Genomic DNA, 13,161 nt, shown 5'->3' with positions numbered 1-13,161 from the left:
TGACCGCAATCGGCCCGGCGACGGGCAGGACACGCCAAAGCACGCCATGAGCCAGTCCCGGATTCCATCGTTCTACAAGTTCTCCGTGGCCAACCGGCTGCGTGTGCTGCTCGAGCGCAACGTCATCGACCAGGCCGAGTACGACATGCTCATCGATGGCACCCACATGCTGGATGCCGACCAGGCCGACCGGCTGATCGAGAACGTGATCAGCGTATTCGGCCTGCCGATGGGACTGGGCCTCAATTTTCAGGTCAACGATCGCGACTATCTCGTGCCGATGGTGGTCGAGGAGCCGTCGATCATTGCCGCGGTCAGTTCGGCGGCGAAGCTGGTGCGCAGCACGGGCGGGTTCACCAGTACCGCGGAGCGGCCGCTGCTTATCGGCCAGATCCAGGTGGTGAACGTGCCGCATCCGGCCCATGCGCGCCAGGCGCTGCTGCAGCACAGCGAAGAGATCCTCAACCTCGCCAACAGCCTGCACCCGAACATGGTCGCGCGCGGCGGCGGTGCACGCGAAATCGAGGTCCACACCCACGGCGCCACGGCCGGCCATGGCGACATGCTGGTCGTGCATCTGCTGGTCGACACGCGCGATGCCATGGGCGCAAATCTGGTCAACACCATGTGTGAGGGCGCGGCCCCGCTGGTGGAAAAGATCAGCGGCGGGCGGGTATTCCTGCGCATTCTGTCGAACTTGGCCGATCGCGCACTGGTGCGCTCGAAGGCGGTGATCCCCGTCGCGGAACTGGCGGCCGGCGATTATTCCGGCGCCGAAGTGCGCGACGGCATCATCCTCGCCAACGAGTTCGCCGAGCGCGATCCGTACCGCGCGACCACGCACAACAAGGGCATCATGAACGGCATCGACGCCGTGGCGATCGCCACCGGCAACGACTGGCGCGCGATCGAAGCCGCCGCCCATGCCTATGCCGCGCGAACCGGGCGCTACAGTTCGCTGACCCGGTGGTATGCCAACGAGGCCGGCGATCTGGTCGGCGAACTCGAGATTCCGCTCAAGGTCGGCACGGTCGGCGGGCAGGTCGAATCCAACCAGGCGGTGCGCATCGCGCATCGCGTGCTCGGGGTCGAGTCTGCGCCGGAGCTCGCCGAGGTGATGGGCGCGGTCGGCCTGGCGCAGAACTTTGCCGCCATCCGCGCGCTGTCCACGCACGGTATCCAGCGCGGCCACATGACCCTGCACGCACGCAGCGTGGCCATGGCCGCCGGGGCGAGCGAGTCGGTGTTCGACGACGTGGTCGACCGGCTGATCGCGGCTGGCGATATCAAGGTATGGAAAGCGCGCGAGATCATCGCCGACCTCGAAGACAGCCAGCGTACGCGCGCGCCTGGGCGCAACGACCGGCAGGAGGTCGTCGAACACGCCGACGCCGCGGGCGATATCGGCTACGGCAAAATCATTCTGCTCGGCGAGCATTCGGTGGTCTACGGCCGGCACGCGATCGCCGCGCCCATACCCTTGCATATCCGTGCCGAGGTCAAGGCGCAGCGTGAACACACCGACCTGATGATCCCCCGCTGGGGCGTGGAGATGCGCCTGTCCGAGCCGGAGCGGTCGGTCAGCTCGCTGCATGCCTCGATCACGCTTATCGCCGAGCGCCTGGGCCTGGCCGACCGGGGCATGCGTATCGATGTGTTTCCGCATATCCCGCGCGCCAACGGGCTTGGTGCGTCGGCCGCACTCGCGGTGGCTGTGATCCGTGCCATGGCGCGCTGTTTCGAGGTCGAGATCAGCGAGCGCGAGATCTCCAACCTCGCCTTCGACTGCGAAAAGATCGCCCACGGCACGCCATCGGGCATCGACAACACGCTGGCGACCTTCGGCCGGCCGATCCTGTTCCGCAAGGAAAACGCGCTCGCACGCGCCGAAATTCGGCATCTGAACACCCCGGCGCCGATTCCCGTGGTCATCGGCCTGTCCGGCGTGGCGACACTGACCATGCAGACAGTCGGCAGCGTGCGGGCGGCCTGGGAAAAGAACCCGGCGCGTTATGAAAGCATCTTCTCGCAGATCGACGCGCTCGCGCTGGCTGGCGCGCAGGCCCTCAAGCAAGGCGATATCGCCGAGCTCGGCGAACTCATGAATATCGACCACGGCCTGCTCAACGCGCTGCAGGTCTCGTCGCGCGAGATCGAGGAACTGGTGGAAATCGCGCGCCGCAACGGCGCGCTCGGCGCCAAGCTGACCGGCGGTGGCGGCGGCGGCGCGATGATCGCTGTCGCCGAGCCCGAGCGCACCCAGACCATCGCCTCCGCCATGCGCAGCGCGGGCTACAACACCTTCATCACGGAAATACGTTGAACAGGAATTTCATGGCCGAGTCCGCAGACGACGCTCCGGTTGTCTCCTTCGACGACGAGCCGCTCATCCTCGTCGACAGCGAAGACAACGTGCTGGGCTACAAGCCCAAGGCCGAGGCCCACGAGGGCGACGGCGTGCTGCATCGCGCCTTTTCGATCTTCCTGTTCGACGAGGCCGGCAACATCTGGCTCCAACAGCGCGCACCGGGCAAACAGCTCTGGGGCGGCTACTGGGCGAACAGCTGCTGCAGCCATCCGCGCCGCGGCGAGACCGTGGATGACGCCGCCGCGCGACGCCTGCGCGAAGAACTGGGCGTGGAAGCGCAAATGACGTTTCTCTATCGCTTCGAGTATCACGCGCATTTCGGCGACGTCGGCGCCGAGCACGAACTCTGCTCGGTTTATGTGGCACGTTCAGCCACGCCGATCGCCACCAACCCACACGAGATCGTGGCCAGCGAAGCCGTGGCGCCCGAAACACTGGACGCCGAACTGGTCGCCAACCCGCAGCGCTACACGCCGTGGCTGCAGCTCGAATGGCCGCGCATCCGCAGCGAGCACTGGGCGACCGTGCAACGTCTGCGCGCCGACTGACCCGCCGGCGCGATCCGGCGCTCGCGATCGCTGTCGCGCCGCGTCAGGCTTTTCGCGCCACGCCCCGCAGGGCCGCCGGGCCGCGCCCTTCGGGACTGTGCATATCCACGATGCGCCAGTCGCCGCCGCGATTCGCCAGGATGTAGCGAATCGGCCGTCGCTCGCCGTTGCTGGCCACGATCGCGGTCGACACTTCCCGGCGCGCGCCGTCGAGATTCTTCACCCGGGTGACGTCGAAGCGCTGCCCGTGGTGATCGTCGAACCCTTGCGCATAGGCGGCAATCACGCCATGGCGATAGCGTGCCAGCCGATCACGGCGTTCATGCGCGTCGAGCGATTGCCATCGCCGCCCCTGCGCGCGCCGTGTCATGGCGCGCAGGTCGAATACGTCATCGACCTCGGGGGCAAGCCGTGCGTAGCGCCCCTCGAAACCCAGCGCTTCGCCCTGCTTCATCGTGATGAGCAAGGCGCTGTCGAGGCGGTCGACCACGGCACGCGCCGGCTCGGCCGCCGCGGCGCTCCAGATGCCGATACAGGCACATACAACCAGCGTGGCGACAATGCAGACGATGGTTTGCTGCAACTTCTGACGATGACTGCTCATGCGCACAGGCCCTCAAACGAGTCGCGGCGCCATACCGCGTCTGCCTTGAGACCACATCGTGTTCGCGACAGTTCGGCGCGTCGGCCGTGTTCATCGAAACTTAATTCGCCGCGGTGTCGCCGCGCAGTACGGGCGCGACCTGCGCAAGCGTGTCCTGCGCGGCGCGAAACGCCACCGCGAGCTGCTTGAGCGCGCGCAGCTGGGCATGCACCGAACGCGGCCGCCCGGCGAGGGCGCGCAACATGGGCACCGGCCGCAGACGACCATCGACATCGAGCGCTGCGTGAATGACCGGCGGCAGGATCAGGGTCGCGTCGTCGGCCACCGCACGAATCGCGATGAACGGCAGGTCGAAATCGGCCGCGACCCGCGCGACCGCGGCACTCTCCGTATCGGCGGCGAGCGCGCCGCTCGTCTGTTGCAGGCGCTGCTTCGCGGCCGTATCGGTGAGCGCGCCGGGGGCTTCCGCGAGCAGACCGTGACGGATACGCAGACCGTCGCCTGCATGGGCAATCGTCGTGAGCCAGTCACGATCGCAGGCGTAATAATCGCCGGCGGCGGCCCGTACCTGGTGCGGCAGCAACAGATCGCCGGGCGCGAGCACCGGCATCAGCCCGGCCGCACTGCCCCAGCTGATCAACCCGTTCGCGCCTTCCGCCACGAGCATGCGCGCGGTTGCCTCGGCCCGCGCCGCGCCAAGACCGGACAACGCCACTTGGCCGCCGCTGCTCAGCAGCGCGCGTCCGCGCAGGCGCAGACGCGCCAACGCGCGGGCTTCCGCCGGCAGGGTTGCGACGATGCCGGGCCGTGTCGCCTGTGCGCCGGTCGGTCGCGACAACGCCCCGACCGTCATCGCCCCGCCCGCTTTGGCGTGGCATCGACCGATGGCGATGGCCGGGTGTCGGTGGCCGGCAGTCTCGGATCTCGCATGCGTTTGCTTCGGCTCGTCGTTTGCTGTCGCCATATTTGACGGCTTTCGGCTTTAGTGGCTAGCTAGCGCGCCTTCGTTTCGAACCTTGCCGTCAGCGTCGAGCACGCCGCCATGTCCGACCGTCAGAACCCCGATTATAGTCAACGCATTCAGGCACGACTCGAACACCTGCTGCCCGCGGCCGACGCATCGCCCGAGCGCCTGCACGCAGCCATGCGTTATGCCGTGCTGGGCGGCGGCAAGCGTATTCGGCCACGGCTCGTCTATGCCGCCGGCACCGCGATCGGCCTCGAGCCGGACGCGCTGGACGCATCGGCCTGCGCGGTCGAGTACATCCATGCCTATTCGCTGATCCACGACGATCTGCCCGCCATGGACGACGATGCGCTGCGCCGCGGTCGCGCAACCACCCATATCGCCTTCGACGAGGCGACCGCGATACTGGCCGGCGACGCGCTTCAGAGCCTGGCGTTCGAAACGATCGCGACCGACCGCCACCCGCGCGTCACTGACACGATCCGTGCCGCGCGGCTGGCCACGCTGGCCCGGGCCTGCGGTTCGCGCGGCATGGTGGGCGGCCAGGCGCTGGACATGGCCAGCGAAGGCCGCGCGATCGATGTCGAAACCCTCGAACGGTTGCACAGCCTGAAGACCGGCGCGCTATTGCACGCCTGCGTGCGTCTCGCCGCCGACGGCCGGCCGGACCTCAGGGCACACGAGCGCGATGCGCTGGATCGTTTCGCCACCCGGATCGGGCTGGCCTTTCAGGTGCGCGACGATGTCCTCGATATCGATTCGGACACCGCCACCCTCGGCAAGACCCAGGGCGCCGACATCGCCCACGACAAGGCGACCTACCCGGCCCTACTGGGTCTGGAAGCGGCCCGCGCCTACGCCGATCGCCTCTACGCCGAGGCTGTGGAAGCGCTCGCGGTATTCGGCGGGTCTGCCGACGCGCTACGCGCGATCGCTGCCGAAATCGTGCAACGCGATCACTAGCTCGGCCAGCGCGCGCTGTAGCGCAGCGTCGTTTCACCGCCGGCCGGCACATCGACATGCCAGGTCGCCATATTGGCGGCGCTGTCGTCGCGCGGTTCGGTCGAGCTCGACACGATCTCGGCTTCCTGGGGCAGATGTTCAGCAACGTCCACGGTCACGTCGCGCTCGCTGGCGTTGTAGAGGGTGATCTCCACGCTGCGCTGGCGCTGATCGCCCTCGGTGCGTGTGTCCTCGATCATCCGGCGCTCGCCGGTGATGTCGAACGCGGTGCCCAGCGACAGCGTGACCGGCGCATTTGCGGGCGTATCGCCGATCGCATCCTCGCCCATCAGCGTGGCGCTGCGGTTGCCGTCGTAGATCCGTATCACGCCGGCCGGCAGCGGCCGGTCGGCGGTGTTGTCGAACTGCAGCTGCACCGCGGCGTGATCGCGTGCGCCGTCGCGCCCGAGCGCATGAAAACTGTTCTCGAAGCGATAGCGGCGCTCGGCATCGAGCGTGACCGGCGTCATCATGGCAACCGCATGGGTGGCGCCGGCGGGCACCTCGAGCGCGCCGTCGAGCGCGTATCGATAGGTATCGCCCGCGGCCTCGGGCGCGCTGTCGCTCATCTTGGCCTCGCTGCGCGCCATCATCATCGGCTGCGGGCCACGACCGTTGGCGCGCGCGACGTCGCCGGCGACCAGCCAGGCCTGTTTGGCATTCAGATCGCTACCGCCACTGTTGTCTATCACCGCCAGACTTTGTAGCGACAGCTCGCCCGCGTCGGCGTCGAATCGACCGGTATAGCTGGCCTGCCAGCTCGGTCCGTCGATCTGGTAGGTGGCCGTCAACGGCTGGCGCCCGGCGCTATCGGCGTCGATATCCAGCTGCAGGCCGCCCGGCGCGTTGCTACCGGCCGGCCACGCCAGCCGCCAGGGTGAGTTCGGCGTGAGCCGTTCGATGCGATCGTCGACCCGCACGAGCGCGGTGTCGCCGCTCAGGCCGACGAGCGTGGCCTCGCGGGTCTGCACCTGACCGGCATCGTCGTCGCGCAGCAGCGTGACCGGCTGGCCGATACGCGCGGCCAGCAGGCCGGCGCCGCTGTCGTCGTTCGAGCGCGCGCTCAGGCCGGTCAGCCGTATGCCGTCGCCTTCCAGCCAGAGCGTATCGGCGCGCAGACGGCCGTTGATGGGCCAGCCGACGCGCTGGGCGCCGGCATCGAGATCGACTTCGCGCGTGGTCTGGATGACCGCCGCGCCGCGGTTGTAGATCGCCATGGCATCGACGGCCCTGTCGTCGGTAGCGTTCTGGGCGAAGGCGGGCGCGCCGAGCAGTGCGGCCGTGAAGATCGCGGGCGTGGACAGCTTGGACATCATGAGGCGTGTTCTTCCTGTTCTGAGGCCTTGCGCTGGCGGCGGTCGTGGTAGAGCAGCCAGACGATCAGCAGCACCGCGGGTATTCCGGCCATCGCGGTATAGCTGAAAAACCAGACATAGCCGAAATTGTCGACCACCCAGCCCGAGAAGCCGCCGATGAACTTGCCGGGCAGCGTCATCAGCGATGAAAACAGCGCGTACTGGGTCGCCGTGTAGGCAGTATTGGTCAGGCTGGATAAATAGGCGATGAACGCCGAGCCGGCCATACCGCCGGAGAGATTGTCGGCGGACACGGTCAGCGCCAACGACAGCGTGCCCGGATCATCCTGGGTCGCCAGCCAGGCGAACACCAGGTTCGTGAGCGCCGCCAGGATCGCACTCGCCAGCAGCGGCCGTAGGATGCCGTAGCGCACTACGAGCACCCCACCGAGGGCCGCCCCGCCGAGCGTCATGAGAATGCCGAAGACTTTGGTCACGCTGGCGATCTCGGCCAGCGTGTATTCCATGTCCAGATAGAAGGGGTTGGCCATCACCCCAAGCGTGATGTCCGTGATGCGGAACACGCTCACGAACAGCAGAATGATCAATGCCTGCTTGCCGTAGCGGGCGAAGAAATCCACCAGCGGGCAGACCACCGCGCCCAGCACCCAGCCATAGGCTGCGTGCAGCCAGGCCGGCGAGAAATCATGCCGGCGCAGATGTTCGACCACCCAGTCTTCCTGGGGCTGGCTGCTGGCCGTCTTCGAGGCATCCGGCTCGGCGACGAGCAGCACGGTGACCATGCCCACGCCGACCAACCCGGCCATCACGAAATAGGTGAACGGCCAGGAGGTGCCGGAGGCGATATAGAACGCGCCGGCGCCGGCGGTGAGCAGCGCGATGCGATAACCGGCCTGATAGCTCGCCGCCATCGCGCCCTGCACGCTTTCAACCACGGCCTCGATCCGCCAGGCGTCGATAGCCACGTCCTGCGTTGCCGAAGAGAACGCCACCAGCAGGCCGAACCAGGCAAGCGTCGCCAGATCCGCGGTGGGATCAGTCAAAGCCATGGCGATCAACCCGCCCATCAGGCCGCATTGGGCGAGCAGCATCCAGGCGCGTCGTCGGCCGAGCAGGCGACCAAGAACCGGCAGCGGGAAGCGATCCACCACCGGCGCCCAGAAGAACTTGATCGAGTACATCACCCCGATCCAGGAGAAGAACCCGACCGTGGTCTTGGACACGCCTTCCTGAGCCAGCCATGCGGACAGCGTAGAGAACACCAGCAGAAACGGCAGGCCGGAAGAGAACCCCAGAAACGCCATGCCGATGACGCGCGGCTGGCCATAGACCTCGAGCGCGGCGCGCCAGTCGCGCTTGCCGGTTGCCTCGGCCACGTCAGAATTCGAGGTCATAATCGATCGTCAGCGGCGCATGATCCGACAGGCGTTCTTCGCGATAGACCGATTCGGTCGTCGCTTTCGAGGCGAGATTCGGCGTGGCTACGTGATAGTCAATACGCCACCCCACGTTGTTGTCCCAGGCACGCCCGCGCTGCGACCACCAGGTGAACTGGTCCTCGTTGGGATTGATCTCGCGAAACACGTCGACCAGGCCCATCTCGCCGAACAGCCGGTCCATCCATTCGCGCTCGTGGGGAAGAAAGCCCGAGTTCTTCTTGTTGTTCTTCCAGTTCTTGAGATCGATTTCCTTGTGCGCGATGTTCAGATCGCCACAGACCAGATAATTGCCGGGTGCGGCGGCACGCGCGGCGAGCAGTTCCGGGAAAAACTCGAGATAGCGTTCCTTGGAATCCTGGCGGTGGTCACCGGAGGAGCCCGAAGGCGCATACAGGCTGGCGATGTTCAGGTCGCCCTCGGGCATGGCAAAACGGGCTTCGATATAACGCCCTTCGCCATCGAACTCTTCGTGACCCATGCCGCGGATGATCTCGTCTGGCTCGCGCTTGGAATAGATCGCGACGCCGGAATAGCCCTTGCGGTTCGTCGCCTCTTCATAGAAGCAGTGATAGCCCTCGGGCCAGAACGCCTCGACGCCTTCAAGCTGGTGCTGCTGCGCCTTGAGTTCCTGGATACAGACCACGTCCGGGTCCTGCGCGAGCATCCACTCGAAGAACCCCTTGCGCTGGGCGGCACGTATGCCATTGGCGTTGAAGGACATTACCCGCATGGAATAACCCGCGTGTCTTGGTCGGTACAAATCAAGGCGCTTATCATACGGGGTTACCGTTTCGCGCTCCTACCCGCAGGATACTTACCGCATGCACGCCCACAGCCTGGATTTCCTCGATCTCGCCATGGAATACGATGCGCTGCGCTTTGGCGAGTTCACCCTCAAGTCGGGCCGGGTCAGCCCCTATTTCTTCAATATGGGCCAGATCGCCTCGGGCGCGGGCATGGCACGACTGGCCGACGGCTATGCGGCCGCGCTCGAACATGCGGGTATCGAATACGACAGCCTGTTCGGCCCCGCCTACAAGGGCATTCCGCTGGTCGCAACGCTTGCCTGCGCGCTCGTGCCGCGGGGCTACAACGTGCCGTTCACCTACAACCGCAAGGAAGCCAAGGACCACGGCGAAGGCGGCACGCTGGTCGGCGCGCCGCTGGGCAAGCGGGTGGTGATCGTCGACGACGTGATCACCGCGGGCACCGCGGTACGCGAAGCCATAGACATGATTCGCGCCCACGGCAGCGAAGTCGCCGGCCTGCTGGTCGCCCTCGATCGCCAGGAACGCGGCGCAGACGACCGCTCGCCAATCCAAGCCCTGGCCGAGGACGAGGGCATCCCCACCGTGGCGGTCGCCAATCTCGACGACGTGATCGGCTATGCCGAACGCGCCAGGCTCGATGCGGCGACGCTCACCGCCATCCGCGGCTATCGCGACACCTACGGCGTCTAGCGCGTCGCGTTATGCGGGCTGCGGATCGTTCGAGGCCGGCGGCGTCTTGCCGGCACTGCCGATCAGCGTGCCCACGCCGGCATCGGTGAACAGTTCCAGCAACACGGCGTTTTCGACCCGGCCGTCGACGATATGGGCCGCGCGTACACCGGAGGCGACCGCATCCAGCGCGCATTCAATCTTGGGCAGCATGCCGCCGTGGATGACCTCGGTGTCGATGAGTTCGCGCACCTGATCGGGCGTGAGCCCGGTCAGCAGGTGGCCGTCGGCATCGAGCACACCGGGCGTGTTGGTCAGCAGCATGAGCTTTTCGGCTTCCAGCACCGCCGCGATCTTGCCGGCAACCAGATCCGCATTGATGTTGTAGCTGCGCCCGTCCGCGCCGACGCCGATCGGCGCGATCACCGGAATGAAGTCGTCGGCCTCGAGCCGGCGCACGATATGCGGGTCGATATGCGAAACCTCGCCGACGAAGCCGAGATCGGTCTCGTCGTCCACCAGCGCGAGCTTGCGCGCATGAATCAGCCCGCCATCCTTGCCGGTCAGGCCAACCGCGCGGCCGCCGTGCTGGTTGATGAGATTGACGATCTCCTTGTTCACCAGACCGCCGAGGACCATTTCGACCACGTCCATGGTCTCTTCATCGGTCACGCGCATGCCCTTGATGAACTCGGTCTGCTTGCCGACCCGCTCGAGCAGCTTGCCGATCTGCGGGCCGCCGCCGTGCACCACCACCGGATTGAAGCCGACCAGCTTCATGAGCGCGATATCGCGGGCGAAGCCGGACTTGAGCTCCGGATCGGTCATGGCGTTGCCGCCGTACTTGATCACCACCGTCTTGCCGGCAAAGCGGCGGATATAGGGCAGTGCTTCGCCAAGCACGCGAGCGACGCGCGCGGCCTGTTCCGGATCCAGCGACATACGTTTCTGTTCCTCCAGGGGGGTCATCAGGCGGTCCCGGTCGAACCGAAACCACCGACACCGCGTTCGCTGGCATCGAACGCGTCGACCACTTCCAGCTGGGCGGCCACCACCGGCACCAGTACAAACTGGGCGATACGCTCGCCGGGCTCGATGACGAAATCCTGGCTGCCGCGATTCCAGCACGACACCATCAACGGGCCCTGATAGTCGGAATCGATCAACCCGACCAGGTTGCCGAGCACGATGCCGTGCTTATGACCGAGCCCGGAACGCGGCAGGATCATGCCGGCGAGATTCGGGTCGGCGATATGAATCGACAGGCCGGTGGGCAGCAATTCGCAGTCACCGGGTGCGAGCGTGAGCGGCTGCTCGACCATCGCGCGCAGATCGATGCCGGCAGAACCGGCGGTCGCGCGCTGCGGCATGTCGAACTGGCTGCCGAGGCGCGAATCGAGCACCTTGACCTGAAGTTTGGGCATCGTGATGTCCTTGATTCGTTTCAACTTTCGATGTTCGACTCGGCTACCGGCAGACGCTCGGCCACGAGCGCGACGAGCTGCTCGGCCAGCGCCGCCTTGCTCGCCTGGGCGAGTTCCTGCTCGCCGCCCTCCCAGACCACGAACAGCGCATTGTCGTCGCGGCCGAAGGCGTGTTCGGGCCCGACGACATTGCCGGCCACCATCGACAGATGCTTGCGCTCGCGTTTGGAGCGCGCGCTGTTTTCCATATCGGTGGTTTCGGCCGCAAAGCCGAGCGTGAACAGCTGGGGATAGTCGCGGGCGACATCGGCGATGATATCGCGCGTGCGCGTGAGCGCGAGGCTGGTATCGCCTTCGGCTTTCTTGATCTTGTCGGCGGCCGTCGTGGCCGGGCGGTAGTCGGCGACCGCGGCCGCGCCGATGAAGATATCCGCGGTCTCGATCACGTCGAACACCGCGGCGTGCATGTCCGCCGCCGACTGCACGTCCACGCGTTCCACGCCCGCCGGCACGGCCAGTGCGGTGGGCCCGGATACCAGCGTCACGCTCGCACCGGCGGCGGCACAGGCGCTCGCCAGCGCATAGCCCATGCGCCCGGACGAATGATTGGTGATGAAGCGCACGGGGTCGAGCGCCTCGCGGGTCGGCCCTGCGGTGATTACCACATGCCGGCCGGCGAGCGCTCCACTGACGGGCGCATCCGCGAAATACGCGACGACCGCATCGCGGATCGCCTCCGGCTCGACCATCCGCCCGGCGCCGGACTCACGCTCGGCAAGCTCGCCTTCGGCCGGGCCCACGAACTGCACGCCGCGCGCACCCAGTGTTTCCACGTTGTGCCTCGTCGCCGGATGCGCCCACATGACGTGGTTCATGGCCGGCGCCACCAGCACCTCCGCTTCGCTGGCCAGACACAACGTCGACAGCAGGTCGTTGGCGCGCCCATGGGCCAGGCGCGCGAGCGTGTCGGCAGAAGCCGGCGCAATCACGATCAGATCCGCCCAGCGGGCGAGTTCGATATGCCCCATGGACAGCTCGGCGGCCTCGTCCCAGAGGCTGTCGCGTACCGCATGCCCGGACAGGGCCGCCAGCGTCATCGGCGTGATGAAGCGCTGCGCCGAATCGGTCATCACGACCTGGACCTCGGCGCCGGCCTCCACCAGGCGCCGTGTGAGCACGGCCGCCTTGTACGCGGCGATGCTGCCGGTGATGCCGAGCAGGATTTTTCGATTGGCCAGCGGTCGCATGGTTCGCATTGTACCTGTACCACTGGACGGCGCCTGCCCGCCGGCCACAGGATGAATCCACCGCCGTCACGAACAAGAACGAAACGGAGCGCGGTATGGGAATCGCCGACTGGCCGGCCGCCGAGCGGCCGCGGGAAAAACTGCTCGAACGCGGCGCCGGCGCGCTGTCCGACGCCGAACTGCTGGCGATCTTTCTGCGCGTGGGCGTGGCCGGTATGAGCGCGGTGGATCTCGCCCGGCATCTGCTGGCCGAATACGGCGGCCTGGGCGCCCTGCTCGCAGCCGACGAGAAGACGTTCTGCGCGACCCGCGGACTGGGCGTGGCCAAGTTCGCGCAGCTGCAGGCCGTCATGGAAATGGCGAGCCGCCATGCCACCGAAACCCTGGCGGATGTCGATGTGCTCAGCGCCCCCGAAGCCACGCGCCGCTATCTCAGCCTCAAGCTCGCGCACGTGCCGCACGAAGTGTTCGCCTGCGTGTTCCTGAATACGCGCAACCACGTGATCGCGTTCGAGGAGCTGTTCCGCGGCACCATCGACGGCGCGGCCGTCTACCCCCGCGAAGTGGTCAAGGCCGCGCTGCGCCACAACGCCGCAGCGGTGATTCTCGCCCACAACCACCCGTCCGGCGTGGCCGAACCCAGCGCGGCCGACCGTGACATCACGCGCCGGCTCGTGGACGCGCTCGCGCTGGTCGACATCCGCGTGCTGGATCACTTCATCCTCGGCCATCGACAGAGCACGTCACTCGCCGAGCGCGGGCTGCTCTAGCACGTCGCCTGGCGCTTCGTCGGTGGGTAGAAACACG

Annotated in this window: 13 protein-coding genes; 5 read left to right on the top strand and 8 right to left on the bottom strand. The window is 66.8% G+C overall.

The window, feature by feature from the left end:
* Nucleotides 1–46 precede the first annotated feature (46 nt).
* Both J7355_RS05285 and idi read left to right on the top strand, forming a co-directional pair.
* Nucleotides 47–2,323, top strand: coding sequence for a hydroxymethylglutaryl-CoA reductase, degradative (locus J7355_RS05285; protein ID WP_209060600.1), 2,277 nt, complete (start codon nucleotides 47–49; stop codon nucleotides 2,321–2,323).
* 11 nt (nucleotides 2,324–2,334) lie between these two features.
* Nucleotides 2,335–2,916, top strand: a complete 582-nt coding sequence (gene idi / locus J7355_RS05280) for an isopentenyl-diphosphate Delta-isomerase (protein ID WP_209060598.1) — start codon at nucleotides 2,335–2,337, stop codon at nucleotides 2,914–2,916.
* A gap of 43 nt (nucleotides 2,917–2,959) precedes the next feature.
* Here idi and J7355_RS05275 read toward each other — a convergent pair whose 3' ends face one another.
* Both J7355_RS05275 and J7355_RS05270 read right to left on the bottom strand, forming a co-directional pair.
* Nucleotides 2,960–3,520 carry an ABC transporter substrate-binding protein gene (locus tag J7355_RS05275; RefSeq protein WP_209060596.1) on the bottom strand — a complete coding sequence of 187 codons (561 nt, stop codon included), beginning with the start codon at nucleotides 3,518–3,520 and terminating at the stop codon, nucleotides 2,960–2,962.
* Nucleotides 3,521–3,620: 100 nt separating this feature from the next.
* Nucleotides 3,621–4,358: a hypothetical protein gene (locus J7355_RS05270; protein WP_209060587.1), complete on the bottom strand. Its 738-nt coding sequence runs from the start codon at nucleotides 4,356–4,358 to the stop codon at nucleotides 3,621–3,623.
* 204 nt (nucleotides 4,359–4,562) lie between these two features.
* Between J7355_RS05270 and J7355_RS05265 the strand changes: the two genes are divergently transcribed.
* Complete coding sequence (locus J7355_RS05265; RefSeq protein ID WP_209060585.1) at nucleotides 4,563–5,450, top strand: farnesyl diphosphate synthase; 888 nt, start codon at nucleotides 4,563–4,565, stop codon at nucleotides 5,448–5,450.
* Here the strand turns inward: J7355_RS05265 and J7355_RS05260 are convergent.
* Genes J7355_RS05260 through J7355_RS05250 form a run of 3 tightly spaced genes read right to left on the bottom strand, consistent with a single transcriptional unit; the run spans nucleotide 5,447 to nucleotide 8,974 of the window.
* Nucleotides 5,447–6,805: a DUF4139 domain-containing protein gene (locus J7355_RS05260; RefSeq protein ID WP_209060583.1), complete on the bottom strand. Its 1,359-nt coding sequence runs from the start codon at nucleotides 6,803–6,805 to the stop codon at nucleotides 5,447–5,449. The two genes, J7355_RS05265 and J7355_RS05260, sit on opposite strands and share 4 nt — an antisense overlap.
* The gene (locus tag J7355_RS05255; RefSeq protein ID WP_209060581.1) at nucleotides 6,802–8,199 is read right to left on the bottom strand and encodes an AmpG family muropeptide MFS transporter; all 1,398 of its coding nucleotides are present in this window, start codon (nucleotides 8,197–8,199) and stop codon (nucleotides 6,802–6,804) included. The genes J7355_RS05260 and J7355_RS05255 overlap by 4 nt, the downstream gene beginning before the upstream one ends.
* Complete coding sequence (locus J7355_RS05250) at nucleotides 8,183–8,974, bottom strand: exodeoxyribonuclease III (RefSeq protein WP_209060579.1); 792 nt, start codon at nucleotides 8,972–8,974, stop codon at nucleotides 8,183–8,185. Before J7355_RS05250 ends, J7355_RS05255 begins: the two co-directional genes overlap by 17 nt.
* 91 nt (nucleotides 8,975–9,065) lie before the next feature.
* On the opposite strand from J7355_RS05250, the gene pyrE reads away from it, so the two are divergent.
* Nucleotides 9,066–9,704 carry an orotate phosphoribosyltransferase gene (gene pyrE / locus J7355_RS05245; protein WP_209060572.1) on the top strand — a complete coding sequence of 213 codons (639 nt, stop codon included), beginning with the start codon at nucleotides 9,066–9,068 and terminating at the stop codon, nucleotides 9,702–9,704.
* A 9-nt stretch (nucleotides 9,705–9,713) separates the two neighbouring features.
* Here pyrE and argB read toward each other — a convergent pair whose 3' ends face one another.
* Genes argB through coaBC form a run of 3 tightly spaced genes read right to left on the bottom strand, consistent with a single transcriptional unit; the run spans nucleotide 9,714 to nucleotide 12,354 of the window.
* Nucleotides 9,714–10,652: an acetylglutamate kinase gene (gene argB, locus J7355_RS05240; RefSeq protein ID WP_247739780.1), complete on the bottom strand. Its 939-nt coding sequence runs from the start codon at nucleotides 10,650–10,652 to the stop codon at nucleotides 9,714–9,716.
* Entirely contained in the window at nucleotides 10,652–11,107 is a 456-nt protein-coding gene (gene dut / locus J7355_RS05235) for a dUTP diphosphatase (RefSeq protein WP_209060570.1), read from the bottom strand. Before dut ends, argB begins: the two co-directional genes overlap by 1 nt.
* 20 nt (nucleotides 11,108–11,127) lie before the next feature.
* On the bottom strand, nucleotides 11,128–12,354 hold the full coding sequence (gene coaBC, locus J7355_RS05230; protein WP_209060569.1) for a bifunctional phosphopantothenoylcysteine decarboxylase/phosphopantothenate--cysteine ligase CoaBC: 1,227 nt from the start codon (nucleotides 12,352–12,354) through the stop codon (nucleotides 11,128–11,130).
* Between the two features lie 95 nt (nucleotides 12,355–12,449).
* Between coaBC and radC the strand changes: the two genes are divergently transcribed.
* Nucleotides 12,450–13,124, top strand: coding sequence for a DNA repair protein RadC (gene radC, locus J7355_RS05225; protein ID WP_209060568.1), 675 nt, complete (start codon nucleotides 12,450–12,452; stop codon nucleotides 13,122–13,124).
* Nucleotides 13,125–13,161 lie beyond the last annotated feature (37 nt).

The organism is Endozoicomonas sp. G2_2 (genome assembly GCF_017744135.1).
GTDB lineage: Bacteria > Pseudomonadota > Gammaproteobacteria > Nevskiales > Salinisphaeraceae > Salinisphaera.
Note: the sequence above shows the minus strand (reverse complement) of the source record. Positions and strands in the feature narration are given on the sequence as shown.

Coding starts and splice junctions, on each gene's coding strand:
- J7355_RS05285 (WP_209060600.1), top strand. CDS start 47: ATGAGCCAGTCCCGGATTCCATCGTTCTACAAGTTCTCCGTGGCCAAC.
- idi (WP_209060598.1), top strand. CDS start 2,335: ATGGCCGAGTCCGCAGACGACGCTCCGGTTGTCTCCTTCGACGACGAG.
- J7355_RS05275 (WP_209060596.1), bottom strand. CDS start 3,520: ATGAGCAGTCATCGTCAGAAGTTGCAGCAAACCATCGTCTGCATTGTC.
- J7355_RS05265 (WP_209060585.1), top strand. CDS start 4,563: ATGTCCGACCGTCAGAACCCCGATTATAGTCAACGCATTCAGGCACGA.
- J7355_RS05260 (WP_209060583.1), bottom strand. CDS start 6,805: ATGATGTCCAAGCTGTCCACGCCCGCGATCTTCACGGCCGCACTGCTC.
- J7355_RS05255 (WP_209060581.1), bottom strand. CDS start 8,199: ATGACCTCGAATTCTGACGTGGCCGAGGCAACCGGCAAGCGCGACTGG.
- J7355_RS05250 (WP_209060579.1), bottom strand. CDS start 8,974: ATGCGGGTAATGTCCTTCAACGCCAATGGCATACGTGCCGCCCAGCGC.
- pyrE (WP_209060572.1), top strand. CDS start 9,066: ATGCACGCCCACAGCCTGGATTTCCTCGATCTCGCCATGGAATACGAT.
- argB (WP_247739780.1), bottom strand. CDS start 10,652: ATGACCCCCCTGGAGGAACAGAAACGTATGTCGCTGGATCCGGAACAG.
- dut (WP_209060570.1), bottom strand. CDS start 11,107: ATGCCCAAACTTCAGGTCAAGGTGCTCGATTCGCGCCTCGGCAGCCAG.
- coaBC (WP_209060569.1), bottom strand. CDS start 12,354: ATGCGACCGCTGGCCAATCGAAAAATCCTGCTCGGCATCACCGGCAGC.
- radC (WP_209060568.1), top strand. CDS start 12,450: ATGGGAATCGCCGACTGGCCGGCCGCCGAGCGGCCGCGGGAAAAACTG.